The organism is Occallatibacter sp., from assembly GCF_049510455.1.
Classification (GTDB): domain Bacteria; phylum Acidobacteriota; class Terriglobia; order Terriglobales; family Acidobacteriaceae; genus Telmatobacter.
In genome coordinates, this window is sequence record NZ_JBEKYX010000021.1 from 23,517 (window position 1) to 47,539 (window position 24,023).

General features: G+C 58.7%; 21 protein-coding genes. 11 read left to right on the forward strand and 10 right to left on the reverse strand.

Translation table 11 applies throughout. From position 1 onward, the window contains the following. Positions 1–3: 3 nt before the first annotated feature. Entirely contained in the window at positions 4–330 is a 327-nt protein-coding gene (locus tag ABSG47_RS05860) for a PadR family transcriptional regulator (RefSeq protein WP_424167639.1), read from the reverse strand. A gap of 92 nt (positions 331–422) precedes the next feature. After that, positions 423–1,448, reverse strand: coding sequence for a mechanosensitive ion channel family protein (locus ABSG47_RS05865; protein WP_424167642.1), 1,026 nt, complete (start codon positions 1,446–1,448; stop codon positions 423–425). A gap of 115 nt (positions 1,449–1,563) precedes the next feature. Here ABSG47_RS05865 and ABSG47_RS05870 point away from each other — a divergent pair, with 115 nt between their 5' ends. The 9 genes from ABSG47_RS05870 (at position 1,564) to ABSG47_RS05910 (ending at position 10,957) form a co-directional block, all read left to right on the forward strand. Next, entirely contained in the window at positions 1,564–2,007 is a 444-nt protein-coding gene (locus tag ABSG47_RS05870) for a hypothetical protein (protein WP_424167645.1), read from the forward strand. A gap of 42 nt (positions 2,008–2,049) precedes the next feature. After that, positions 2,050–2,493 (forward strand): hypothetical protein, encoded by a 444-nt coding sequence (locus tag ABSG47_RS05875; protein WP_424167648.1) that lies wholly within the window; start codon positions 2,050–2,052, stop codon positions 2,491–2,493. Between the two features lie 113 nt (positions 2,494–2,606). Beyond that, complete coding sequence (locus tag ABSG47_RS05880) at positions 2,607–4,781, forward strand: alpha-ketoacid dehydrogenase subunit alpha/beta (protein ID WP_424167651.1); 2,175 nt, start codon at positions 2,607–2,609, stop codon at positions 4,779–4,781. Positions 4,782–4,868: 87 nt separating this feature from the next. Beyond that, positions 4,869–6,719 carry an ABC transporter ATP-binding protein gene (locus ABSG47_RS05885; RefSeq protein ID WP_424167654.1) on the forward strand — a complete coding sequence of 617 codons (1,851 nt, stop codon included), beginning with the start codon at positions 4,869–4,871 and terminating at the stop codon, positions 6,717–6,719. A 22-nt stretch (positions 6,720–6,741) separates the two neighbouring features. Then, complete coding sequence (locus tag ABSG47_RS05890; RefSeq protein ID WP_424167657.1) at positions 6,742–7,641, forward strand: YicC/YloC family endoribonuclease; 900 nt, start codon at positions 6,742–6,744, stop codon at positions 7,639–7,641. Positions 7,642–7,681: 40 nt separating this feature from the next. Continuing rightward, entirely contained in the window at positions 7,682–8,464 is a 783-nt protein-coding gene (gene gmk / locus ABSG47_RS05895) for a guanylate kinase (protein WP_424167660.1), read from the forward strand. Between the two features lie 10 nt (positions 8,465–8,474). Continuing rightward, on the forward strand, positions 8,475–8,702 hold the full coding sequence (gene rpoZ, locus ABSG47_RS05900; RefSeq protein ID WP_424167662.1) for a DNA-directed RNA polymerase subunit omega: 228 nt from the start codon (positions 8,475–8,477) through the stop codon (positions 8,700–8,702). A gap of 111 nt (positions 8,703–8,813) precedes the next feature. Further along, entirely contained in the window at positions 8,814–10,070 is a 1,257-nt protein-coding gene (coaBC, locus tag ABSG47_RS05905; RefSeq protein ID WP_424167665.1) for a bifunctional phosphopantothenoylcysteine decarboxylase/phosphopantothenate--cysteine ligase CoaBC, read from the forward strand. 2 nt (positions 10,071–10,072) lie between these two features. Then, positions 10,073–10,957 carry a uracil-DNA glycosylase gene (locus ABSG47_RS05910; RefSeq protein WP_424167668.1) on the forward strand — a complete coding sequence of 295 codons (885 nt, stop codon included), beginning with the start codon at positions 10,073–10,075 and terminating at the stop codon, positions 10,955–10,957. A 757-nt stretch (positions 10,958–11,714) separates the two neighbouring features. Here the strand turns inward: ABSG47_RS05910 and ABSG47_RS05915 are convergent. The 5 genes from ABSG47_RS05915 to ABSG47_RS05935 all read right to left on the reverse strand — a co-directional run bounded on the left by ABSG47_RS05915 (position 11,715) and on the right by ABSG47_RS05935 (position 17,380). After that, positions 11,715–12,626: a DMT family transporter gene (locus ABSG47_RS05915; protein ID WP_424167670.1), complete on the reverse strand. Its 912-nt coding sequence runs from the start codon at positions 12,624–12,626 to the stop codon at positions 11,715–11,717. 217 nt (positions 12,627–12,843) lie between these two features. After that, positions 12,844–14,586, reverse strand: coding sequence for an amidohydrolase (locus ABSG47_RS05920; RefSeq protein WP_424167672.1), 1,743 nt, complete (start codon positions 14,584–14,586; stop codon positions 12,844–12,846). Positions 14,587–14,623: 37 nt separating this feature from the next. After that, a complete protein-coding gene (locus ABSG47_RS05925) occupies positions 14,624–15,130 on the reverse strand; it encodes a hypothetical protein (RefSeq protein WP_424167674.1) in 507 nt (168 codons plus the stop codon). A gap of 18 nt (positions 15,131–15,148) precedes the next feature. After that, entirely contained in the window at positions 15,149–15,943 is a 795-nt protein-coding gene (locus ABSG47_RS05930) for a hypothetical protein (RefSeq protein ID WP_424167677.1), read from the reverse strand. Between the two features lie 240 nt (positions 15,944–16,183). Continuing rightward, on the reverse strand, positions 16,184–17,380 hold the full coding sequence (locus ABSG47_RS05935) for an FAD-dependent monooxygenase (protein WP_424167680.1): 1,197 nt from the start codon (positions 17,378–17,380) through the stop codon (positions 16,184–16,186). 74 nt (positions 17,381–17,454) lie between these two features. Between ABSG47_RS05935 and ABSG47_RS05940 the strand changes: the two genes are divergently transcribed. Next, positions 17,455–18,048, forward strand: coding sequence for a TetR/AcrR family transcriptional regulator (locus ABSG47_RS05940; protein WP_424167682.1), 594 nt, complete (start codon positions 17,455–17,457; stop codon positions 18,046–18,048). A gap of 31 nt (positions 18,049–18,079) precedes the next feature. Here the strand turns inward: ABSG47_RS05940 and ABSG47_RS05945 are convergent, their stop codons facing one another. After that, entirely contained in the window at positions 18,080–19,354 is a 1,275-nt protein-coding gene (locus ABSG47_RS05945; protein WP_424167685.1) for a M20/M25/M40 family metallo-hydrolase, read from the reverse strand. Between the two features lie 32 nt (positions 19,355–19,386). After that, on the reverse strand, positions 19,387–20,238 hold the full coding sequence (gene truA, locus ABSG47_RS05950; RefSeq protein ID WP_424167688.1) for a tRNA pseudouridine(38-40) synthase TruA: 852 nt from the start codon (positions 20,236–20,238) through the stop codon (positions 19,387–19,389). A gap of 394 nt (positions 20,239–20,632) precedes the next feature. On the opposite strand from truA, the gene ABSG47_RS05955 reads away from it, so the two are divergent. Further along, positions 20,633–22,711: a TolC family protein gene (locus ABSG47_RS05955; RefSeq protein WP_424167691.1), complete on the forward strand. Its 2,079-nt coding sequence runs from the start codon at positions 20,633–20,635 to the stop codon at positions 22,709–22,711. 64 nt (positions 22,712–22,775) lie between these two features. Here ABSG47_RS05955 and aroA read toward each other — a convergent pair. Next, a partial coding sequence (aroA, locus tag ABSG47_RS05960; RefSeq protein ID WP_424167694.1) for a 3-phosphoshikimate 1-carboxyvinyltransferase occupies positions 22,776–24,023 on the reverse strand: 1,248 nt, incomplete at its 5' end.

The following is a 24,023-nucleotide window of genomic DNA, read 5'->3' on the forward strand; positions in this document are numbered from 1 at the left end:
TCCTTATGCGTAGCGCAGCATGGCGCGCACGCCTTTGACCAGCAACTCAAAGCTTTCTTCGGCTTCCTTGAGTTGTTTGCGGCCTGCGATGGTGAGCCGGTAGTACTTTGCCTTGCGGTTGGTTTCGGTCATGGCCCACTCGGAGCCGATCCATCCGCTCTGTTCCATACGGTGCAAAGCCGGATAGATCGATCCCTCTTCCACCTGCAGCAGTTCGTCGGAGGCAATTTGGATATGCTGCACAACGCCGTAGCCGTGCAGCTTGCCACGCTGCGCCAGTGTCTTGAGCACCAGCAGGTCCAGGCTTCCCTGCAGATCGTTTCTTGCCATGATGCACCCCTTTACGTCTAGGTATGAAGATACGGTATACCTAGAAGTAAAGGGTTGTCAAGAGATTGTTGCGGCTGTATTTTTCCGCATTTTCAGACCCCCTCGCCCGTAAACGGATTTACCTCCTTTGGCTTGAGAGTGGTGGGATCGGGATGCGCAGCTGCTTCCGGCTCTGGATGTTGCATCGGAGCGGTGCCGCCCGAAGTGTTGCTATCTCCCCCTCCGAAGGCCTGAAAGACGCGATTGGGATCTCCGGGGAGCATTCTATTTTCTTCAAGAGCGACGCGGACACGGCGCTGGAATTCGCGCACGGGACCGTATTGTTGCTGCGCCTTGGTTTTGAAGACTACGGGAAAGATGAGCTGCGAGCCTTTCATAGAATCCACGCCGAGAATCTGCGGATCGGCGAGGAAGAGACTCTTGAATTGCGCATCATTTCGCACGTCGGCGGCGATTGTATTCAGGATCTCCATGACCTTGCCGGGATCGGCGGAGAAATCCACGCTGACGGATATGGTGGCGACGGAGAATTCGGCGCTTTGATTGGCTACGGTGGTGATGAGCGAGTTCGGAATCACGTAGAGCGTGCCGTCACCGCCGCGCACGCTGGTCTTACGCAGCGTCATGGACTCCACGGTACCGCTGAGTCCGGCTACCGTAACCACATTGCCCACGCTAAATTGATCTTCGACAAGGATGAGCGTGCCGTTGAGCACATCCTTCACGATGCTTTGTGCGGCCAGGCCAAGGGCCACTCCGGCGATGCCGGCAGAGGTGAGCAGCGGGCCGAGGTCGATGCCGATAGAAGCCAAAATCTGCAGGGCCAGGAAGCCAAGGATAAATGCCATGCCTGTGGCTCGAATGATGCCGGAGAGCGTGCGAACCTGCGCCAGGCGCGCCGGATTGGGGCGCTTTTCTGCCATGCGTACAGTGCGTGCAGTAATGAAGCCGAGCAAGCGAATCAAGACAAAGGAGATGATCGCCATGACAATCAGGTGAGGCAGCTTCCGATGAACGAATTCCTGTGCGTCGTTTATCCATTCATCGATAACGCGACCCATAAAGCGGCCTTCGGCGAAAATTCCGTAACGAAGAAATAAAAAAGCAAGATCGGGCATGAAGAAAGTTCTCCTTATCGAATCTATTTTCAGGCTGCTGCAAAGACTCACGCGAACAGGGGCTGCGCAGGTGTACAAAATAAGAGAAGGTGTGCGCTGCTATTCTCTCCGATGCATGGAACCGGTCGGCGGTTTTCGCGCGGCACGCCTTGAGCGGGAGGTTGCTGTGCGCTCCAATATCCATCGCATATCGGGCTCAAATTTTGACTCAGATTCCAGATCAATTGTTTCACGCACTCGATGGAAATCTGTTGCCACGATAGCGGTTCTGCTTGCGGCTGGCGCGTTGCCCTGCGGCCAGAGCCAGCAGAGCGAGTCACAGAATCCGGCTGTGCCGAAGCCTGCCGATTCGACACAGGCTCCGGCGCAGACTCCAGTCAACCAGCAGGAGCAGAAGGAGCGCGCCGATCTGCTGAAACTGGCTACAGAGCTGAAGTCCGAGGTGGATAAGAGCACCAAGGACACGCTGTCATTGACTGTTGTCCGCAAGGCGGACGAGATTGAACGCGTGGCGCGCGGGATGAAGGATAGATATAGAGCAAACGGTGGGGCGAACTGACGGGCGGTCTGGTAATTCGAAATATGACAGGAGGCAGGCGCGATGAATTGCAGTCGATCACCCGGACGGAAGGCTGAGCATGCACTGGCGCTGTTACTGCTGGTCATCACGGCGCTTGCATGTAGGGCACAGGTATCGCCGGGCACTGGCGCGCTCGATCCCTCGCAGACGAGCACGCAATTTCCGGCCAGGATGATCCCTCCTGATCGGGAGGACATGACACAGGAAATGCGCCGGATGCGCATGCTGAATGTTGCGCGGCAAAAATCCATGGTTTCCGACGCCGAAAAGCTGCTGGCGCTGGCCCGAGAGTTGAACGCCGGTGTGGGTGCGGGCGGCAACGCGCTTTCAGCCGAGCAGAGGATGAAGATGGCGGCGGATATTGAAAAACTGGCGCACAGCATAAGGGACAAGATGAGTTATGTGCCCGGGAGCTCCTCTCCGGTCCAGCCGCTACGTCCCTCTTCGAATTTCTGGCCGCAATAATCCACAGGAGGCATCCCGGGCGGAAATTTGCGCCCGATAGTACAATCATGTGTGGCTTTGCCTGATTCGGCGACAAGCCGATGGTTCGATCTGTAATGGGAGAGTAAAAGGGAATGGGACTTGCAGTTTCCGGTATCCGCCTGTCCGAAGCAATTTCGGATTCCGGCAGCCTCGCTCCAGAGATCCTTGTGGATATCTATCGGCTGATGTATCTCTCCCGCCGCATAGACGACCGCGAGATTCTCCTGAAGCGCCAGCAGAAAATCTTTTTTCAGATATCAGGCGCCGGGCATGAGGCACTGCAAATAGGTGCCGCGCTGGCCTTGCGCTCCGGATACGACTGGTTCTTTCCGTACTACCGTGACCGTGCTCTATGCCTGACGCTGGGCGTAACGCCCGAAGAAATGTTTCTGCAGGCGGTGGGTGCGGCGACAGACCCGGCCAGCGGCGGACGGCAGATGCCGACGCACTGGGGCGACCGCAAGCTTAACCTTGTCAGCACTTCATCCTCTACCACTACACAGCTACTGCATGCCGTGGGCTGCGCTGAGGCCGGCCGTTATTTCAGCCGTCATCCTGAGGCCGCGGAAAAAGTCCCCGGCGATTACCGCGAGTTTGCCGACGTTACATTCCATGGCGATGAGATTGCGCTGGCCTGTGTGGGCGAGGGTTCCACTTCTCAGGGCGAGTTCTGGGAGGCACTGAATACTGCCTCCAACAAGAAGCTCCCCGTCATCTTCTGTGTGGAAGACAACGGTTATGCCATCAGCGTACCGGTGGAGGTAAATACTCCCGGCGGCAATATCTCGCGGCTGGTTGCGAACTTCCCGAACTTTTACTTTGCGGAAGTGGATGGCACCGATCCCGAAGTGACGCTGCGCGCCTTTCAGGCTGCGGCTGAACACTGCCGTGCGGGCAAAGGTCCTGCGCTGGTGCATGGACACGTTATTCGGCCGTACTCGCACTCGCTCTCAGACGATGACAAGCTGTACCGCTCCGCTGAGGAACGTGAGGCGGACGCGCTGCGCGATCCGCTGGCTCGGATGCAGATGCGCCTGCTGCGTGAGGGCGTTCTGACTGCGGAGCAGATCACGGAACTGGAGCATCGACTGGATGCAGAAGTGGCCGAGGCCGCCGAGCGTGCGCTGGTCGCGCCACTGCCGGAGATCGAGAGCATCACGAAGCACGTGTACTCGGAGAATCTCGATCCTACTCGCGCTGCCTTTGCTACAGAGCAGCCGCTGGAAGACACAGAGAAGAAGACTCCGCGTACGATGGCCGACCTGATCAATGCCTGTCTGCATGATGAGATGGCGCGCGATGAGCGCATCATCGTCTACGGCGAAGATGTGGCCGATGCAAGCAGGGAAGAGGCATTGAAGGAAGCCAAGGGCAAGGGCGGCGTCTTCAAGTTGACCGCGGGATTACAGAAGACTTTTGGCTCGGAGCGCGTCTTTAATTCGCCGCTGGCTGAAGCGAACATCGTGGGCCGGGCTGTGGGCTATGCCGTGCGTGGCATGAAGCCTGTGGTCGAGATTCAGTTCTTCGACTATATCTGGCCAGCCATGCACCAGATTCACAACGAGTTGGCTGTGATGCGGTGGCGCTCGAATGGCACATTTGCAGCGCCTGCGGTGATTCGAGTGCCGATCGGCGGCTATCTTACCGGCGGAGCTATTTATCACTCGCAGTCCGGCGAGAGCATCTTTACGCACATTCCCGGCCTGAGAGTCATTTTTCCATCGAACGCATTGGACGCGAATGGCCTGCTGCGCACGGCCATCCGTTGCGACGATCCGGTTCTCTTTCTGGAACACAAGCGGCTTTACCGCGAAACTTATGGCCGCGCGCCGTATCCGGGGCCGGATTTTGCCATTCCGTTCGGTAAGGCACGCACGGTGCGCCCCGGCAAAGATATGACGATTGTGACGTACGGTGCTGTGGTGCCGCGCGCTTTGCAGGCTGCCGAGAGGGCGAAGCGCGAGCACAACATCGATGTCGAGCTGATCGACTTGCGCTCGCTGAACCCCTATGACTGGGAGGCGATTGCGGAGTCGGTTCGCAAGACCAGCCGCGTAATTGTGGCGCATGAGGACATGCAGAGCTGGGGCTTTGGGGCGGAGATAGCGGCGCGGATCGCGGATGAGCTCTTTGAGGACCTGGACGCGCCGGTTAAGCGCGTGGCCGGCATGGACACCTTTGTGGCCTACCAGCCAATTCTGGAGGACGTGATCCTGCCGCAGCCGGAGAAGATTCTCCGGGCTATCGTGGATTTGCGTGCCTATTAGCTCTACGCCAATCAAGTTGCGCAGCTACAATACTGGGATGGCTCAGCATACGCACCAGGCACTGCGACGGAAGGCGGTTCCGGCCGCATGAAGTCATTTTTGCGACTCCTGCGCTTCGGTCTGCCATATACCTTTTATTGGTTGCCGGGCGTAGTGCTGCTTGCAGCAGTGGGTCTGCTCGATACGCTGCGCGTGGCGTTGTTTGTGCCCATTCTGGGTGCGGTGCTCAAGCCGAAAAATGGGTCCAATTCATTAGCGCTCTTCCCCTTTGCTCCTCCGGGGTGGCAGTTCGACATCCACAAGTTTGTTCCTCAGCGAATGCACAATGACTGGGCGGTTGTGGCTTTCGCGCTCATCGGTTCCACGATTTTGAAGGGCCTGTGCGATTACAGCGGCACATATCTGGTGAATTACGCGGGCTTTGGCACCATTACTGACCTCCGTAACAAGCTTTACGAAGTGACTCTGCGCCGCTCGGCCAGCTTCTTCCAGAAGCACCCCACTGGGACCATTCTCTCTACGCTTATCAATGACGTAGACAAGGTGCAGACCGCTGTCAGTACTGTGCTGGGCGATTTTCTGCAGCAGTTCTTCACGTTTCTCTTTACCGCCGGCCTGGTGATTGCGCTCGGTGGCCGGCTGAGTTGGCTGCTTCTTCTTTTTGTGCCAGTGGTTATCACCTCGGCGCGGCGCATCGGCCGCTCTGTGCGCACGCGTACGCGCACCGGGCAGGACAAGCTCGCCGAGATCCAGAACATTCTGCATGAGACCATAACTGGCCACCGCATCGTGAAGGCCTTCAATACGGAGCTGCAGGAGGTTCTGCGCTTTGAGAATGCGGCCATGCGCCTGTTGCGAGCCAACCTTCACAGCGTTCGCGTTCAGTCCATCAGCTCACCATTGATGGATACCATCGGCGCCATCGCCATCGCGCTGCTGCTCTTGATTGGCCGTAACGAAATCAGTCACGGGCACATGAGCGCGGAGGTTTTCATTCCATTTATCGTCGCGCTCTTCAAACTCTACGATCCTGTGCGGCGCTTTGCCTCTTACTACAACAGCTTTCAGCAGGCGCTTGGCGCGTCCACGTCGATTTTCGCCTTCTTCGATACCAAGGATGAAGTGAGGGAACGTCCCCGCGCAGTCACGCTGCGGCAGTTCAGGCAGTCGATTCGCTTTGAGGATGTGGGTTTCTCCTATTCGAGTGAAGAGGGCGAGCACCAGATTCTGCATAACGTGGATCTCACAGTACAGGCCGGCGAGATGCTGGCCCTGGTCGGTCCCAGCGGTGCGGGCAAGTCCACCCTGGTGAATCTTATTCCGCGATTCTTCGATGTAACTTCCGGACGCATTCTTATCGATGACCACGATCTGCGAGATCTAACGCTTTCTTCGTTGCGCAAGCAGGTGGCGCAGGTGACGCAGGAGACGATCCTCTTTAATGACACGGTGCGCAACAACATCGCCTACGGCCAGCTGGATGCGAAGCCCGAAGTGGTGGAGCAGGCGGCGCGTAACTCGTTCGCACACGATTTCATCCTCAAGATGCCGCAGGGCTATGACACGGTGATTGGAGAGAAGGGCTTTCGCCTCTCCGGTGGCGAGCGGCAGCGTATCGCGATTGCGCGCGCCATCTTGAAGAACGCGCCGATTCTGATTCTTGACGAGGCCACGTCAGCGCTCGACGCCGAAAGCGAGTCCCTGGTGCAGGTGGCGTTGGCTAACCTCATGCAGAACCGCACTGTCGTGGTCATCGCGCATCGGCTTGGCACTGTGCGTCGCGCCAACCGCATTGCGGTGTTGGAAGAAGGCCGCATTACGGCCATTGGCACGCATGAGGCGTTGCTGGATGCTTCGCCCACGTATCGCCGCTTGTACCAACTGCAGTTTATGGATATGCCGGAATCAAAGCCCGACCAGATGGAGCACGCGCTTTGACAGGACTGAAAGGAATTACGGGATGCCGCTTTATTCGATGACCGGATATGCACGCGCACAGGCGCGGGTGAACGATCAGCTTGGCTATACACTCAGCGTGAAAAGCGTGAATCATCGCTTTCTGGACGTGCAGCTTCGGCTTCCGAACGGCCTGGACGCGCTGGAGATGGAACTGCGCCGTGCCCTCAAGGAACATCTTGTGCGTGGTCACGTGGAACTGACGCTCTCCGTGGAACGCACAGCACAGCAGACTTCCGGCTTTAATCGCGAAGTTGTTGCTGCTTATGTCGATGCCTTTCGCGCTGCGCAGCAGGAGTTCTCGCTTACCGGCGATCCCGATCTGAATACGATTCTCCGCATGCCGGGAGCTCTTGAATCCAATCATCGCAACTCAGGCGAGGACGAATCCGAGGCGCTTACCGTAAGCGTCAGTGCACAAATTGGTGCGCTGCTCCAACAGTTGAAGGCCATGCGTGCGCGCGAGGGCGAATCGCTCGCGGCCATTCTGCACGGCTCGCTGGACCGGCTTGCGCAAGCAGTGGAAGGCGTGGCGCAACTTCGCCCGGAGGTGGAGCAGCGTTATCAGGAACGGTTGACGCAGAGACTCAGCGCGGCTGCCGGCTCGGAGTTCAGCCGTCAGCGCGTACTGGAAGAGGTAGCCGTACTCGTCGATCGCAGCGACATTGCGGAAGAACTGGCGCGCATGACGACGCATATCGGCCATTTCCGCGAGCTTCTCGTATCCGGCGGGGAAACGGGCAAGAAGCTCGATTTTCTGCTGCAGGAGATGAACCGCGAGGCCAACACGCTGCTCTCAAAGACTGGTGGCGTGGGCGGCAAAGGCACGCGGATCACGGAACTGGGACTCGCCATGAAGGCGGAGATTGAAAAGGCTCGCGAGCAGATTCAGAACGTGGAGTAATCTCGGCAGAATTCAGGAAAGGAACCGGCAAGGACTCATCGTGGCAGGCATTTTATTCATCATTTCCGCTCCCTCAGGCTCCGGCAAGAGCACGCTCGTCAGCGAGCTTCGCAAGCAGGTCGGCGGCGTGGACTTTTCCATCTCATGGACAACGCGCCCTCCCCGTGGCTCAGAGCAGGATGGCCGCGAATACCATTTCACAGACCGGGCCACCTTTGAGCGCATGATTGCGGCGGGTGAGTTTATGGAGCATGCCGAAGTTTTTGGTAACTACTACGGCACAAGCCGAGGGTCGCTCGATGCTGCGCGGCACCAGGGCCACGATCTGCTTCTCGACATTGACGTGCAAGGTGCGCTGCAGGTTCGCAGATCCATGCCGGAGGCGGTCAGCATCTTCATCATGCCGCCTAACCCCAAGGTTCTGCGTACGCGCCTCCGCAACCGTTTCCGCGCCGAAGGCCAGGTGAATGAGGCCGATCTTTACCGCCGTCTCTCGGAGGCCAGCAAAGAGATTGAGAATTACCGCGAATACGGATATATTCTCGTCAACGACATCCTGGACCGCGCGGTAGCCCAATTGGAAGCCATTGTGCAGGCCGAGCGGTATTATCGCAACAGCGAACCCATTGCACTCCGTGCAAGTAGAGTGCTGGAGGTGGCGGCGGCTTGCCGGATGGCCAACTCCACCGAACGACTGAAACCAGTGCTTGAGGCCTTCGGGATTCTCAATCCCAACGGCCAGCAGCAATTGAACTTTGATGTGGGCCCAAGTCCGAATGATCCCGCAAAGGATGGTCTGGATGAGGACGAAGATGACGACTAGGAGAGTTCCCATGCGGATTGAAACCGAGTTCGATTCCAACTATCGCAAAGTGCTTGTGGCGGCCCGCCGGGCGCGTCAGTTGCAGAGCGGGATGCATGCGCTTGTCAACAGCGACTCAACCAAGTTCTGCCGCATCGCCCAGGATGAGATCGAAGCTGGCAAGATCTCTTACATCAAGAGGGACATTCCCGTAATGAAGCCGCCGGTCGATGAGTCGGGCCTGCCGATCATAGTTTAGAAGCCAGGGACTGGGGGGGCTCAAGGGACTAAGGGACTAAAACCTTCTTCGATTCTCAGTCCCCTGAGTCCCTTTAGTCCCTTAGTCCCGGTCTTTCGTTACAATCTATCTATGCGAGTCACAGTCGGCGTCTCCGGCGGCATTGCCTCTTATAAAGCCGCAGAACTGGTGCGTGCGCTGCAGCGTCAGGCGCTTGAGGTCCATGTCGTGATGACGGAGGCGGCTACACGCTTCGTCCAACCGCTTACGTTTCAAGCTCTTTCCGGCAGCCGCGTCATTACCAGCCTTTGGGATCAGCAGGGCGCGCCGATGGAGCACATCGACGAGGCCTTGTGGACAGAGGCGCTCGTCGTAGCTCCGGCCACGGCGAACATCCTCGCGAAATTCGCTCATGGTATTGCGGACGATTTCCTCACCACGATGCATCTGGCCACGCGCGCGCCTGTGCTGGTTGCTCCGGCCATGAACGTGAACATGTGGGAGCATGCGGCTACGCAGGCAAACCTCGAAATCCTGCGCCAGCGCAGCGTGCGCGTCATTGAGCCCGGCTCGGGCGACCTGGCCTGTGGCATGGTGGGCGCGGGCCGCATGGCGGAGCCTGAGGTGATTGCTGAAGCGGTGTTGAATATGCTCGGCCATCGCCACGATCTTGCCGGGGAAATGGTTCTGATTACGGCCGGAGGCACTCGTGAGGCGCTCGACCCGGTGCGCTTCCTCGGCAACCGCTCCAGCGGCAAGATGGGCTACGCACTGGCAGAAGCCGCGCACGCCCGTGGCGCAAAAGTCGTCCTCATCAGCGGCCCTTCTGCGCTTTATCCGCCAGCCGGATGCGAGACCGTGCAGGTGACCACCGCCGAGCAGATGCGTGAGGCTGTGCTGAGCCGCATGGATGAGGCTTCTATCGTTGTGAAGGCCGCTGCCGTGGCCGATTACCGCCCCATCGTGGTTTCCGAGCAGAAACTCAAGCGCACCGGCCCCATGACGGTGGAGCTTGCGCCCACGGAAGACATTCTGGCGGAGGTCGTCCGCCGCCGCCATCCAGGCCAGTTAATCGTGGGATTTGCGGCGGAAACCGAGAATCTCGCTGAAAATGGCCGCGCCAAGCTGCTTCGCAAAGGCGCCGACGCGATCGTGGTCAACGATGTATCGGGAGATCAGGCCGGCATCGATTCCGATGTGAATGCGGTGACTTTTCTCACGCTTTCGACCGCGATAGAAATGCCGGAGATGCCTAAGCGTAAGCTTGCTGACCGCATCATCGATGAGATTCTCAGCCTGCGCCGCCCCAGGCAGATGGTGATGGAACTGGAAGACTCCACTGGGCTCGAAGAGTTCGCCGTTCGCCGCCGCCCGGTCATTGTGGAGTAGCCGTGGCCGCTCCTCCGAATGCCAATCTCGACTTAGCCACAAGGCAGGCGCTGGCCGCTCGGATGCGCTTTTACCGCGACCTCGGCTTGACTGAACTGTATCGTCGTCCGGTAGATCCGGTTCTGCTTAAAAATCTTTTACAATCTGCCGTATCCAAGCCGGAAGTTGAAGTGCTGCATGAAGCGCAGACCGTTATACCTATCCCCGTTGAGCACGACCTGGATTCGTACAATCTGGAGGAGACCGCCATTCCACCCCGCAAGCCTATTGCTGGTCAGCCTGAAATTGCTCCGCCTGTAGCGCCTGCTGCCCGCGCCGCTGCCCTCCATGCCATTCGAGAAGACATTGGCGACTGCACCCGCTGCGCGCTTCACACGGGCCGCAACAAGATTGTCTTTGCGGATGGCTCGCCCGATGCGCGGTTGCTTTTTGTGGGCGAGGGACCGGGCGCGGATGAGGACGCGCAGGGACTGCCGTTTGTGGGCAAGGCCGGCCAGTTGCTGAACAACATGATTGGGGCTATGGGCCTCAAGCGCGAGGAAGTCTATATCTGCAACGTGGTGAAGTGCCGTCCGCCGGGTAATCGCACGCCGGAGCTGGAAGAGGCTAATACCTGCTCGCCGTTTCTGTTTCGGCAGATTGATGTGGTGAGGCCGGAGGTGATTGTTGCGCTTGGAGCCACCGCGGCCACATACCTGCTTGGCCAGCGGCAGCCACTTGCTGGTTTGCGCGGCAGGGTACACGCCTACCGCGGGTCGAAGCTGATCGTCACGTATCACCCGGCTTTTCTGCTGCGCGATCCGCGGCAGAAAAAAGAAGCGTGGGCCGACCTGCAGATTGCCATGCGGGAGCTGGGTTTGACGGCTCCGGCAAAGAGCCAGGACTGAACGTACAGAATTACGGAATCTGTGAGGAAGAATATGCGGAATTTGATGCTATGTTGTTCTTTTTAAGTAGTTTATGGCGATTTCATGATTGCATACTTACAGATTTACAGAAGTTGTATGGGGCGAATCCGTGCATTTTCTGTGCCATGGTGTGATTCAAGTCATTTATTATCAATTGTTTGCAAGATGAATTTTACTGTAAAAAGAGTGTATAAGCGGCATCCAAGCCTGGTTTAAGAGGCACTTTTTGTGCTGATTTTGCTAAAGTGCTGCCCGAAAAGTTTCTTTGTGGCAGAAGATACTCTTACGTCTCCGACGCACAAAAGCCGCAGAAGCATACCTCAGGGCTTAGGCAGTGTCTGACGAATTCTTTTCGAGTGCATTCCACCGTAAAAAGCATCCATCAGGGGCTAAAGCCCCATCATTTTTGGGCCATTTTCGGCACGACTGAAGTCGTGCCCTGTTACAAAACAGGCAGAAATCGATTCGTCAGACATTGCCTAAAGGCCCCACTCATTTTGCTGGGCTTATTGCCGGGGATGAATCCCCGGCCTACCCTTTGTGTATTGGCTTATTGGCTGCCCCTTGCGTATCGGCGACATATTTGCGGCAGAAAATACGAAGGCCCGGTCGACTAGGACCGGGCCTTTTTTTGACTGCAACATGAGTGTGGCACAAATGAGGGTAATCTTGTGCAAACTATTTTGAAGAAATTTGGTACGAAAGGATCGTGGGCCAGGGAGACGTCATTTCCGCCTTAGCCTTCGTGTGCTGTGGCGGGGTGCGGTTGCGGGATTAGTTCCGTCACTGCGATCCCGATAAGGATCAATACGGCTCCGGCGGCGGGCCTGCGGGTGAGGCGCTCGCCCAGCACCAGGAATGATGTGATCCATGCGAAGACCGGCTCCAGCGTGATCAGGAGGGCGGTGTGCGAGGGCGGCAGAATGGATTGTGCCCAGCTCTGGATGGCAAATGCCGCCGCCGTGGCCAGGACCGCAGTGATGAGCAGCGCGCCGATCAGCCGCGGTGTCAGGTGCAGATGTGGCTGCCCTAAAAATGGCAGGCTTGCGGCCATGAAAACTGCACAGAAGCCGATTTGCAGAAGTGCCAGTGGACGGAAATCCACGCGTGGTGAGACGTGGCCGAGCGCCAGGCAGTGCAGCGCGAAGCCAACGGAGCAGCCGAAGGTGATGAGGTCGCCGCGATTGATGGCTGACCAGTCGGGCATCAGGGAGCCGGCTTCTGACGGAGTGGTGAGCAATACGATTCCTAGAAAGGCCAGCGCCGCGCCGAGAAAGGCATTCCATCGTGGCCTATGGACCCCCGGCGGGCGGAGACCGGGAACGATGCAGAAGAGCGGAACGAGCACGACGACGAGACCGGTGATGAACGCAGAACGAGAGGGCGTTGTGTAGAGCAGGCCGACGGTCTGGAACTGATATCCGGCTGCGAGGCAAAGGCCAACTACGGCTCCGGCGGCTACCTGCCACGGCTGAATTTTACGCAGGGAACGCCCGTATGCGGCCAGCAGAACGGCAAATGCCAAAGTCATGCGCGCGAGGTTGAAGGCCGCGGGCGAGGCATCGGCCAGTGCGGATTTAACCAGCACGAAGGTCGATCCCCAGACGGCGACTACGAGGGTCATCAGCAGGTAGGCGCGGGCTTTCATATCAAGTTCATTCTTGGATTAAGGCAGAGCGCTTGTGGAAGCGGATTTATATACAGAGTTCCCTGAAGATCTTTGGGCGCGAAGACTGCGTTTCGGAAGACAGCTTGGGCATCTGGTTTGATTTTTAGCTGGTCAGCCGCGCTTTGCGCGGTAGCGAGTTAGCAAGTTAGCGGGGAAGATGGCAAAGAAAACTCAAGTACGGAATTTCTTTGGAGGCTTATCGGGCAGGGGCCTGGTAGGCCTGCTTGCCAGCCACTATGGTGGTGAGCACGCGGGTTTTGAGAATGGCTGGCGCGGGGCAGGTGTAGAGGTCGCGGTCGAGCACGACTAGGTCGGCGTCGTAGCCGGGCAGCAGCTTGCCTTTGCGCTTCTCGGCGAACTCGGCGTAGGCGGAGCCCTGGGTGTATGCGTACAGCGCCTGGCCGCGAGTGAGCTTGTTCTCCGGGAAATAGATTTTTGTTCCGGCTTCGTTCATGCGGGTTACCGCTGCATAGAGGCCGCGGAAGGGTGTGATTGGCTCGACGGGATAGTCTGTGCCGAAGGCGAGCGGTACGCCTGCATCGAGAAATGCCTTCCATGCGTAGGAGTACGCTGCGCGCTGCGGGCCGAGGCGGCTCTCTGCCCAGTTCATGTCTGTCAGTAGATGGTTGGGCTGCATGGATGCGATTACGCCGAGCTGCTTAAAGCGGGGAATGTCTGCGGGATCGACGACCTGGGCGTGTTCGATGCGAAAACGTCCGCCAATCGCAGCCGGCTCAAAACACACATCCTTCGACTTTGCTTTATCTTCTTTGCGAAGATCGGGACAATGATCTGTAGGCTGCGAGAATGCTTCGAGCGCCATGGATGTGGCTTTGTCACCGATGGCGTGAAAGCCTAGCTGAAAGCCTGCCTGGGCGCGTTCTACGGCCATCTTGTTCAGTTGATCCTGTGTGAATTGCGGGAGGCCGCTGTTCTTTGGGTCGTCTGTGAAGGGCTGCTTCATGGCCGCTGTGCGGGAGCCGAGCGAGCCGTCCATGAAGCCTTTCAGCATGCCGGTGCGGAGCAGGGGATCGTTGGCGTCGTGGTGCGCGCGCATCTGTTTGAGTTTGTCGAGCGGGGCGATGAAGGGCAGCCATTCATAGATGCGCAGATGCAGTTGGCCCTGTTTTTCAAGCTGCTCAAAGGTGAGAAAGTCTTCCCAATCGGAGAAGTCCTGCACGCTGGTGACGCCGTGGGAGAGCGCATCGGCGATGGCCAGCTTGTCTCCGCGCAGGTGCTCTGCCGGGGTGGGCGGGGGAGTGATCTTTTCCACCAGGCTCTGCGCGGACTCCCGCAGGATGCCGGTTGGCGCGCCTGCGGCATCAAGGTCGATTGCGCCGCCTTGCGGTGCGGCGGTCTTGCCGGTGATGCCTGCGGCCTTGAGCGCTGCAGTATTGGCGAGGGCTATATGGCCATCGATGCGCACCAGCCACGTGGGGTGATTGCCGGTGACCTTATCGAGATCCTGCCGTGTGGGCAGCGTGGCGGGCGTCCAGAAGGTGTGATCCCAGTTGCCGCCGGTGAGCCAGTGGCCTGCGGGCGCGGCCTGCGCAAATTTCTGCACGACTGCGAGCATTTCCGCGAGCGATTTCACGCCGGTCAGATCGACATTCAGCTTGGTCTGGCCCGCGGAGCCGAGGTGCGTGTGCGCGTCGTTGATGCCGGGGAAGATTGTGACGCCGGTGCGTGTGCTGTCTAGCGCGTGGAGATGCGTTTTGGGGCCTGCGAGGCGTTTTACTTCGTCGTTTGAGCCGATGGCCAGCACCTTGCCGCCGCTGATGGCGATGGCTTCCACGACCTGTGGCTTGTCCTTGTCGAAGCCCGCGCCGGTGTAGATGCGGCCGTTGAAGTAGATGTCATCGGGCGGCGGTGTGGACTGAGCTGCGGCAAACGAAACACAGAGCGCGGAGCAGGCAAGCAGGACTCGGATGGAACGCATGTGCGTAGAGTACCAGCCGAAACGCTGCCTGATTCCCTCATTTTGGATTGTTGGGATTGCCCCTTCCGCTGTCCAGGCTGCCGTCCATGAGGAGCGATCCGGTGGAGGCCGCAAAGATTGCGTAGGCGCTGGTGAAGGTGGCCGCCTTGGCTTTTGGCGGTCCGGAGAAGACGAAGGTTCCGGTAAGAGTGACAAAGCCTACTTGCTCATTGTCATCGAGGCCGGTGGGTTCGCCCTGAAGGCGATCCTGAGCCTGTTTGGCGGTGATGAATTCGAGATTCGCGACGTGAATTTGAGAGGCATCTCCTCCGTTGAGAGGAAGGTTGTGAGTGGAGAAGTACGTGGCGACATCGGCCTGGGTGAAGGGCTGCGGGCCGGGCTTGACGGTGAGGGCGGGGATTCCGTGCGGATGTTTGGGCGTGCCCTGCGGCAACGTCATGGCGACGGGCTGCTGCTCTCCAGGATTATGAAAACAGCCGGAGCAGCCGGAGAGGAAGCAGGTTGCAGCGGCGAGAAGAAGGGCTGGGTAAGTGATCATGCGCATGGGTGTTCTCCTTTCTGCTTAGCCGCAGCAGTTGGTGGTAAAGATTCCGCCGTTGGATCCGGAGAGGGATGGATCGATAAGCCAGGAACCGGTGGGCGGTGACTGGCTGGTGTCAGAACCTTTATCCACCTGGGTGTTGTACCAGAAGGTGTAGTCGGAACCGAGGGGTTTGACGGCCCAGATGTTCATCTGAAACTGCGAGGGAAGGGCCGAGGCGCCGGTGGTTCCGGCGAGCTCGGTGCCGATGATGACCGCGTTCGCGCTCATGGTGTTGCTGGTAGAGGTGCCGTTGAAGAGCACGCTCTGGGAGTCGTTGTAAATCCAGACCTGGTAGGTGCCGGCTGCTCCGCGCGCATCCTGGATGATCATGAAGTGAGTGAAGTCGGCGGCGTCGGCCTGATTGAGGAAATGATTGTTGTAGGTATTAGAGGTGAGCGGTCGACTGTCTGCCCAGAAGTAATAGGGGTTACCCTCGCCAGAAAAGGCATGATAGCCGGCCTCAACCCAACAGGCCTGAAAGGCGTTGGAGACGCAGTCGCGGGATTGGTAATCGCTAAGCCACATTTCATTGTTGATGAAGCCGCCGCAGTTGCCCGGACAGTTCATGCCGATCTGAAGAATGCTGGAGAAAGCGCCAAAGTATTGAGGCTTCTCCTGCCAGACGGCATCGGCGTAGCAATGGCCGACGCTGGGGTTTCCACACGAGTAGTTGCTGGCGTGAAGCGGCTTGACTGTCCAGAGAAGGAAAAGGAAGATTGCCGCGGCGTGCCAGAGCCTTGTTATGCGGCCAGACTTTGCGTTCCTTATTGTCACTGTGTCCTCCAACCGGCGTACGTGTTCGATTGGTCGCCGGAGATGATGACGAATCGGAGGGTCGTCTGTTTCGAGAGACGCCCTCGATGGCGATGGGGAGCGCTTTGCGGGCGGGTTGTCGCTGAATCGAGTGAGCGGGGAAATGATTTCCGACTCAGCGACAGGGAACGGGGAAGCGCGCGACAGAAGTATGCTGCGCCTCTTTCGCGGGGGCGTCAAGCAATTTCTTATTTATCGTTTTCAATCTGAAGTTGACTGGAGACTGTACAGCCGTTGGATCTGTTTTTGTGTCACACGGTCCGGGGTGCTTTTCAGCGCAACGTTGCGGAGAAAGCGAAAGACCGGATTTCCTATATGGCAGAGCTTGCCGATGGACTGCGAGGTCGATACAGTCCAATCCACCTTCTTACGCCGGAGCTGCTCGTAGCGCTTCCATGCCGCCTGGTTCAAGCCGCATTTCTGGAGCGAATCCGCTAGCGCGAGAGCATCCTCGACGGCCATTGCGCCCCCTTGTCCGAGATTCGGCGTAGTCGCATGCGCCGCATCGCCAATCAATCCAATACGCCCGGAAGACCATTGCGGAAGCGGTTTTAAATCACTGATGTCTGTTCTCACGATGTCCTCGGTTCGGGTGCTCTGCAATAGTCCAATCCACTGCGGGAAGAAGGTGCGGAACAATGTCTCCGCATGCGTCCTCATCTCGCTTGCTGTGGATGTTTCTTCGGCGGGCGCATCGAAGGTCATGTACCAGTAGTAGTCGCGAGCATTGATTTTGGAGAAGCCGACCCGGCACCCCTTTGCCCAAATCTCATAGGCGTCATGCTCTGCCTCCGGTGGCAGAATGTGAGCGCCGCGCGCTATGGCGCGATACGTAGAGGAGCCGGAATATCGCTTCTCGCCGCCAAGGCCCGCCATCCGGCGTATCTGCGAGTTGAATCCATCGGCGCCCACGAGCACCGTGGCTTCGCACAAAGAGCCGTCTGACAAGTTCACCAGGACTCGATCGCTGGTCTGGTTTAACGCATGGATTTCGCAGCCGAAGCGAACCGAGTTCGCATGGAGCTGCTCGTACAACAGGTGCTGCAAGACAGCGCGATGCAGGGCGATTGTCTCGAAGCCGTACTGCTGAGCGATAGCGGACATATCCGTAGTTTGAATGTCGCCTGATTTCGAGTCCTGCAACCGCAGCCGCTTTACAGGCCATCCTGCTTCGACAACCTGCTGTGCGAAACCAAGCCGATCGAATACCTGCATGGGATTCGCGGCCATCCAGATGCCGGCTCCTACTTCTGCGAGCCCGCTTGATCGCTCTATGAGCTTGACCTTGTAGCCCCGCTGCTCCAGGGCGATGGCAAGGGTCAGGCCGCCGATGCCTGCACCCTGGATCAGTACATCGCAATATGTTTTTGATTCCGACTGGGGTGTCGCTATGTTCATGTTTTAATTCTAAGAAGAATAGCGAGTAATAGCTCGCTTTGTCTGCTCGCTTTTAAATTGACCTGAGAGACAGCATGAAGAAAACGATTCGACCGCGAAAGACGCCGCAACAGGCACGTTCCCGGCAGACGAGAGAAGACATTCTTGTGGCAACTGCTCACCTTTTGAACCGGAAGCCATTTGGCGAAGTGCCTACGAATCATATCGCGAGGAAGACTGGAATCAGCATTGGAACGCTATATAAGTACTATCCGAACAAGGATGCGATCCTGGCTGATCTTTCTCTGATGTTCATGCAGCGGGATGCGGAACTTTTTGGACAGATATTTGAAGACTCCTCCCGCAAGCGTCAGAAGAACAGTGTCCTGGTAAATGAACTTGTGGAAGCGCTCATGACAGTTCATCGAGAGGATGCCCAGGTGCGAGGCGTCGTCTACCAAAACCTGGAACGCCTGAAATTGCTGGGTCCGGCGCAGAGCGCGACTCGAAAAATTCAAGCAAAGGGCACTGCGTTTGTTCCAGAACTCGATCCCATCTTGACCTGGATTGCCATATCGGCGATCAATGCCGCTGTTCACTCCATGTCGCAGATTCCGAAGGAACTGCAGCAATGGGATTTTGTGAGAGGACTGGTGCGGATCATTCTGGACAAACTGCTGAGCTCATAGAGGAACGCCGGAAGCCGATGAAGGTGTTTGCTTACTGGTCTGCGGCCCAATCGGTCATGGCCAGCATGAGCAGGAGGATGCGTTTGAGGCCGGTTTCGCGGTTGCGAGGCGAGTACCACTCCGCCAGCGTGTGCGCGCCGCCGCTTTCGCCGCCTGCGCCGAGGGAAAGCGCGGGAATGCCGAGCGATAGCGGCAGATTTGCGTCTGTCGATCCAAGTCGCGGCGTGGTCATCAACCCCAGATGGCGATCCACGGCGTGCAATGTGTCGAGGAGTGCGCTTTGTTCCGGCAAGCGCGCGGCGGGGCGGTCGCCGATCTTTGCGATCGCGAAGGAGAGCTTTCCGCTCGGTGAGCGCCGGTTGCGGTTGGTGCGGTCTATGGCGTCTTCCACGGCGCGATGGAGGGCCACCTCCAGCCGCAGCAACTCGTCCGCGCTGGTGGAGCGGAAATCGACTGTCGCCTCAGCGTTTTCCGGAATGGAGTTGACGCTGGTGCCGCCATGCATGGTTCCAATGTTCAATGTGGTGCGCGGCGCTCCCGGTTTGCCTGCATCTCCTGTAGGTGTGCGGGAGAGTTCGGTGAGCGCCTCGGCCAGCGCGACGATGGGATTCGGCGTGCCCACATCCGTGAAGCTGTGGCCGCCGGGACCTGTAACCGTAGCGCGGAAGCGCCTGCTGCCCAGGGCCTGCGTCACCGCGCCATCCGCACCTGCGCCATCGAGCACGATATGGGCGGCGACGCGCTGGGCCAGTGGGTTGTGCGCATAAAAGTGGCGCACGCCGCGCAGATCGCCTTCGCCCTCCTCGCCTACGTTGCAGAGAAACAAAAGCGGTGCGGGCGGCTGCACGCCGGAGTGTACGAGAGCTGCGGCTAATGCGAGCAATCCTGCTAGGCCCGCGCCGTTATCTCCTGCTCCGGGTACTTCCAGGCGATCCTGATCATCGACGCGGGTGAGTACGGCGTGGAGCGGAGTTCCGGCAGGGAAGACAGTGTCAAGATGCGCCGAGAGAACCACGATAGCGCCGCTGCTGGCTGGGTCAAGGTGCGGCGCGGGAAGGAATGCCAGCACGTTGCCGATCTCGTCGGTTTGAATTGCGTCGAGCCCGATCTCCGTGAAGCGCTGGGCAAGCCATGCGGCGCGCTCCTGCTCGGCAAAAGGAGGTGCGGGAACCTCGCAGATTTGAGCTTGCCAATCGAGGATGGTTTTGGGATTGGCGTGAAGCCAGGTGAAAGCGCTGTGCACGGCGCGCACCGCGGCCAGCGCGGTAACGCGCGCAAAGGCCGAAGTTGCGGGAGAGGAAGGCATGGTCCTGTTGGAAGGTTAGCAGGAGCGGTTGCTCACTCCGGATACTCGACGGAATGCAGAAACAGCCCGCGCGCGGGAGCGGTTGGTCCGGCAGCGGCTCGGGCGCGGGCCGCAATCATTTCTGGAATCGCTTCGGCTGGCGTGTAGCCGCGGCCTGCGTCGAGCATGGTGCCTACCAGGTTTCGGACCATGTGGTGCAGGAAACCGCTGCCGCGCACGCGATAAACGAGCAGATTGCCGTCCGGCGTCTGCTGCTCATGCCAGCCGGAGCCCCAGATGGTGCGAATGGTGTTCTTCTGCGGCTCGCCGTCTTCGTCCTCTATAGCGGACTCTTCGCTACGCGTAGATTGATCCCGGCTCGATGCGTCGGGGTCCGTGGCGGCAAAGCTCAGAAAATCATGCGTGCCGACGAAGCGCTGTGCGGCATCGTTGAGCGCGGCCAGTGAGAGCGGCCAGGGGTAGGAGTAAACGTAGCGTGCCAGAAACGGCGGGCAGATCCGTCGAGGTTCGCCAGCGCGCCGCTCCACAAAGACGCGATACTCGTAGGTCTTGGCTATGGTGGAGTGCCTGGCGTGGAAATCCGCCGGGACATGCACGGCTGAGACCACGCGGATGGAGTCAGGCAGCGTGCGGTTGAGCGCCAGAAGCAGGTTTTCCGGGGGAATGCCGGCCTGGAGTGCGAAGCTGGCTGCCTGCGCCAGCGCGTGTACTCCGGCATCCGTGCGTCCGGAGCCCTGCGGCAGCGGATTTTCACCCGTGACCCGGCCCAGGGCGGCCTGCAACTCGCCTTGGACGGTCATCTGCCCGGGCTGCACCTGCCAGCCACGAAAATCGGTGCCGTCATAGGCCACGATGAGCTTCCAGTTTTGTGTGCCAGGAGTCACTTTTACAGGTTATCCGACAGGGGCAACGCCCTTTTTCGTCATCTCTTTGCCGTTTGTCGCTCGTATATATCCGGGTATGTGTCGCTCCCCACTCCGCGAACTGAGGAAAAATGGCCCTGCCCCGAGTTCGCATGGAGTCCGATTCACCCTACGGTATACTCAACTATCCGCATCTTTTGGCTGGCAGGCCGCGAATTTCCGGGAACGAATCGCGGGCGCGGCGCGTATGGATGAGGGAAGTCATACTCGGACGGCGGGCCGGATGTGGCGCTGAAGCGTTATCAAGAACGCACATTGGCGCTCAGGCAGGAGATTTTTTGCGGCTGGAGACGCCCTTCAGCCATCTTTAGATGAATGGCACCCCACATGCCTAACTGATTTGTAGAGAGGAATCATGGATTTGCACAGTACAGGTGTGTCTGAACGTCGTCAGCCCCAGGCCAGGCTGCGCGCTTTTGCTCTCATAATGCTGACTCTTGCCTCCGGGATTCCCGGTGGATACGCTCAACAGGCAGCTCAGGTCCAACAGACGACTCCCACCGACAAGCAACGGTCCGCGCTCCCGGAGGAACCACCTCCGGTGCCCACAGCGCCCAACTGGCTGCGCCATTCCAACCGCGATTTCACCAAGCCGTACGCGGGTATCCTGGGCAATCCCATCAAGCCGTATTTGCCCACCACGGTGGAAAAGGCCAACTTTTCGAACTCGCCGCGGCTGAACGATCTGATGCGGGACGGTAAGATTTATCTCAGTCTCTCGGATGCCATTGCCCTGGCGCTTGAGAACAACTACGACATCGCCATCGGCCGCTATTATCTCGATATCGCTGATATCGACATTGCCCGCACCAAGTCCGGGGCGCAGTTTCGCGGAGTCGGCTCTACGGTGCTGCAGAACACCATTGGTGGAACCTCGCAAACGTTGAGCGCCTCGGGCGCGCCGGGTAGTGTCTCGGGAGCCACGGCTGGCCCTTCGGGCGTTGTTCTCACCACTGACGGTGCAGGGCCTACGCCTACAAATCGTGATCCAATCGTTGCAGGCACCATCCAGTTGGAACGAGCGGAGTCGCCGGCAGTCAGCGACCTGCAGCCAGCCGCCTCGACCAACACTGACCAATATAATTTCACCTACAATCAGGGCTTTTCGACGGGCACCACGCTTGCAATTGCCTGGAACAACCAGCGCATCACTTCCAACAGCTACTTCAACTACTACAGCCCGGAGCTCTATTCTCAATTCCGGGCTACGGTGACGCAGCCGCTTCTGCAGGGTGCCGGTCTGTGGATCAATAACCGCTTCATCTATGAGGCCAAGATTGATCGCAGCATCACAGACTCTACCTTCCGCCAGCAGATTCTAGCCACCGTCAACCAGGTGGAGAATATCTACTGGATAGTGGTCTCAGACTACGAGAACGTGCAGGCGAAACAGCGCGAGTTTGACTATAGTTCGCAGGTGTTGAACGATACGCAGAAGCAGCTTGAGATTGGCACGATGGCGCCCCTCGATGTGGTCAACGCACAGTCCACTGTTGCGACTGACAAACAGGCACTCGTCAGCGCGCAGAATGACCTCAATTATCAACAGCTGACTTTGAAACAGGCCATTGCGCGCAGCCTCAGCGATCCTGCACTCGTTGCCGCGCCCATCATTCCCACAGACAGGGTGAGTCTGGACGTGCTGCCGGAGGAGGGTATGACGCCGGAGGATCTTGCACAGCAGGCCTTCGCGCACCGGCCGGAGCTTGAGCAGGCAGCGCTCTCCATCAAGAAAGATGAGATTACGCTTAAAGGCGCCCGCAATGCGCTTTTGCCGACTCTCAATCTCGAAGCCTTCTACGGCGCCAGCGCTTATGGCGGTGCACAAAGCCCCGATTGCATTAACCTTTTTGCTCCAAGCGGGACCAACTCTGCATGCGCGCCCGGAACTGTGCCGACGATCGGTTATGGAGATGTTCTTCAGAATCTTGGCAACAGCAGTTCGCCCGATAAGGGTGTGGCAGTTACTTTCAATGTTCCTCTCCGCAACCGCACGGCCCAGGCCGATCAGGCTCGCTCGCTGATTGAATATCGTCAGGCTGAGATGCATCTGGAGCAGCTTTACACACAGATTCGTATGCAGGTCATCCAGCGGAAGTATGCTCTCACCAATGACCGCGCGCAGGTGCTGGCGTCGCAAGCTGCTACGGACTACGCTCGCCAGAGCCTGGATGCCGAGCAGAAGAAACTTCACCTTGGCGCCTCCACCACGACCACCGTTCTGCAGCAGCAGCACAATCTGGCCACAGCGGAATATAACCTCATCAATGCAAACCTTACCTACGCAGAGGACCGCGCCGCGCTTTACCAGATTCTGGCATCGACGCTGGACCACTACGGCATCAACCTGCAGGATGCCGCTACAGGCCAGATCGGCACGGCTCCTGTGATTCCCGGCCTTGTACCCGTCAAGCCGAACGGCGCAGCGCAATAAGCTAACCGAAGCACGACAAAAAGCCCGGCCTTGCGCCGGGCTTTTTACTTACTTTGCAATGTGCTTATCGTTCCGCCACGTGATCCAGCAGGTTGAAGAACTCGGGGAAGCTGATGGCGGCTGACTCCGCGCCTTGAATCAGCGTGTTGCCTTCCGCGCGTAGCGCCGCAACAGAAAATGCCATCGCAATGCGGTGGTCGCCGCCGGAGTTAATTGTGGCTCCGTGCAACGTCTGGCCTCCGGGAATGTCCAAACCATCCTCGAACTCTTCTACCTCTGCGCCCATTGCACGCAGGTTCTGAGCGACGAGTGCGATTCGGTCCGACTCCTTCACGCGCAGCTCTTTTGCATCGCGGATGCGGATGCCGCCGCTCGTATACGGCGCAATGGCCGCCAGCACAGGAAGCTCGTCGATGAGCTGAGCCGCGAGACTGCCGCTGACGGTTGTCGAGCGCAGTCCGTCTGGCGGAGCCGTCACCTGCACCGTGCCTACCAGCTCCGCGTTTTTCTCTTCGAGATTCAGAACTGCAATGTGCGCGCCGAGAGCGGTCAGCACGTCAAGCAGCGTGGCGCGTGTCGGATTCAGCCCCAGCGAATCCAGTACCAGGCTGGAGCCGGGAAACAACGCCGCCGCGCAAAGGAAAAATGCCGCCGAGGAAATATCTCCCGGCACTGCTGCATCCATGGCATGCAGCTTCTGCGGCCCGGAGATCGAAACGCTATCCGCGGCTCGCTTGACCTCTGCTCCAAAGGCGCGCAGGGCCAGCTCGCTGTGGTCGCGCGTGCGGATGGCCTCGCGCACGGTCGTTGTTCCCGCAGTTTGCAGGCCCGCCAGCAGAATGCAGCTCTTTACCTGTGCGCTTGGCACGGGAGTTGTGTAGTCAATGGTGTTGAGCCGCGTGCCTTCAATCACGAGCGGTGCGTGGCCTTCGGTCAGCATGAGCCTGGCGCCCATCTCAGCCAGCGGCTTGCGAATGCGCTCCATGGGGCGGCGCGAAAGGGAAGCATCGCCGATGAGCGTGAACGTGCCTTCCTGCGGGGCAAGCAGGCCTGAGATCATGCGCATAGTGGAACCGGAGTTGCCGCAGTCGAGAGGCTCACTGCTGGGAGTTACGCGGCCGCCAACGCCTGTCACTTCCACTGCGCCTTCGCCGAGCTTAGTCACCTTCGCGCCCAGCGCCTGCATGCACGCCAGCGTGGAGGCGCAGTCGGCACCGGTCGAAAAATTCGTAAAGCGCGAGGTGCCTTCGGCAAACGCCGCAAGCATTCCGTAACGATGGCTGATGGACTTGTCGCCGGGCAGGCGCAGGCT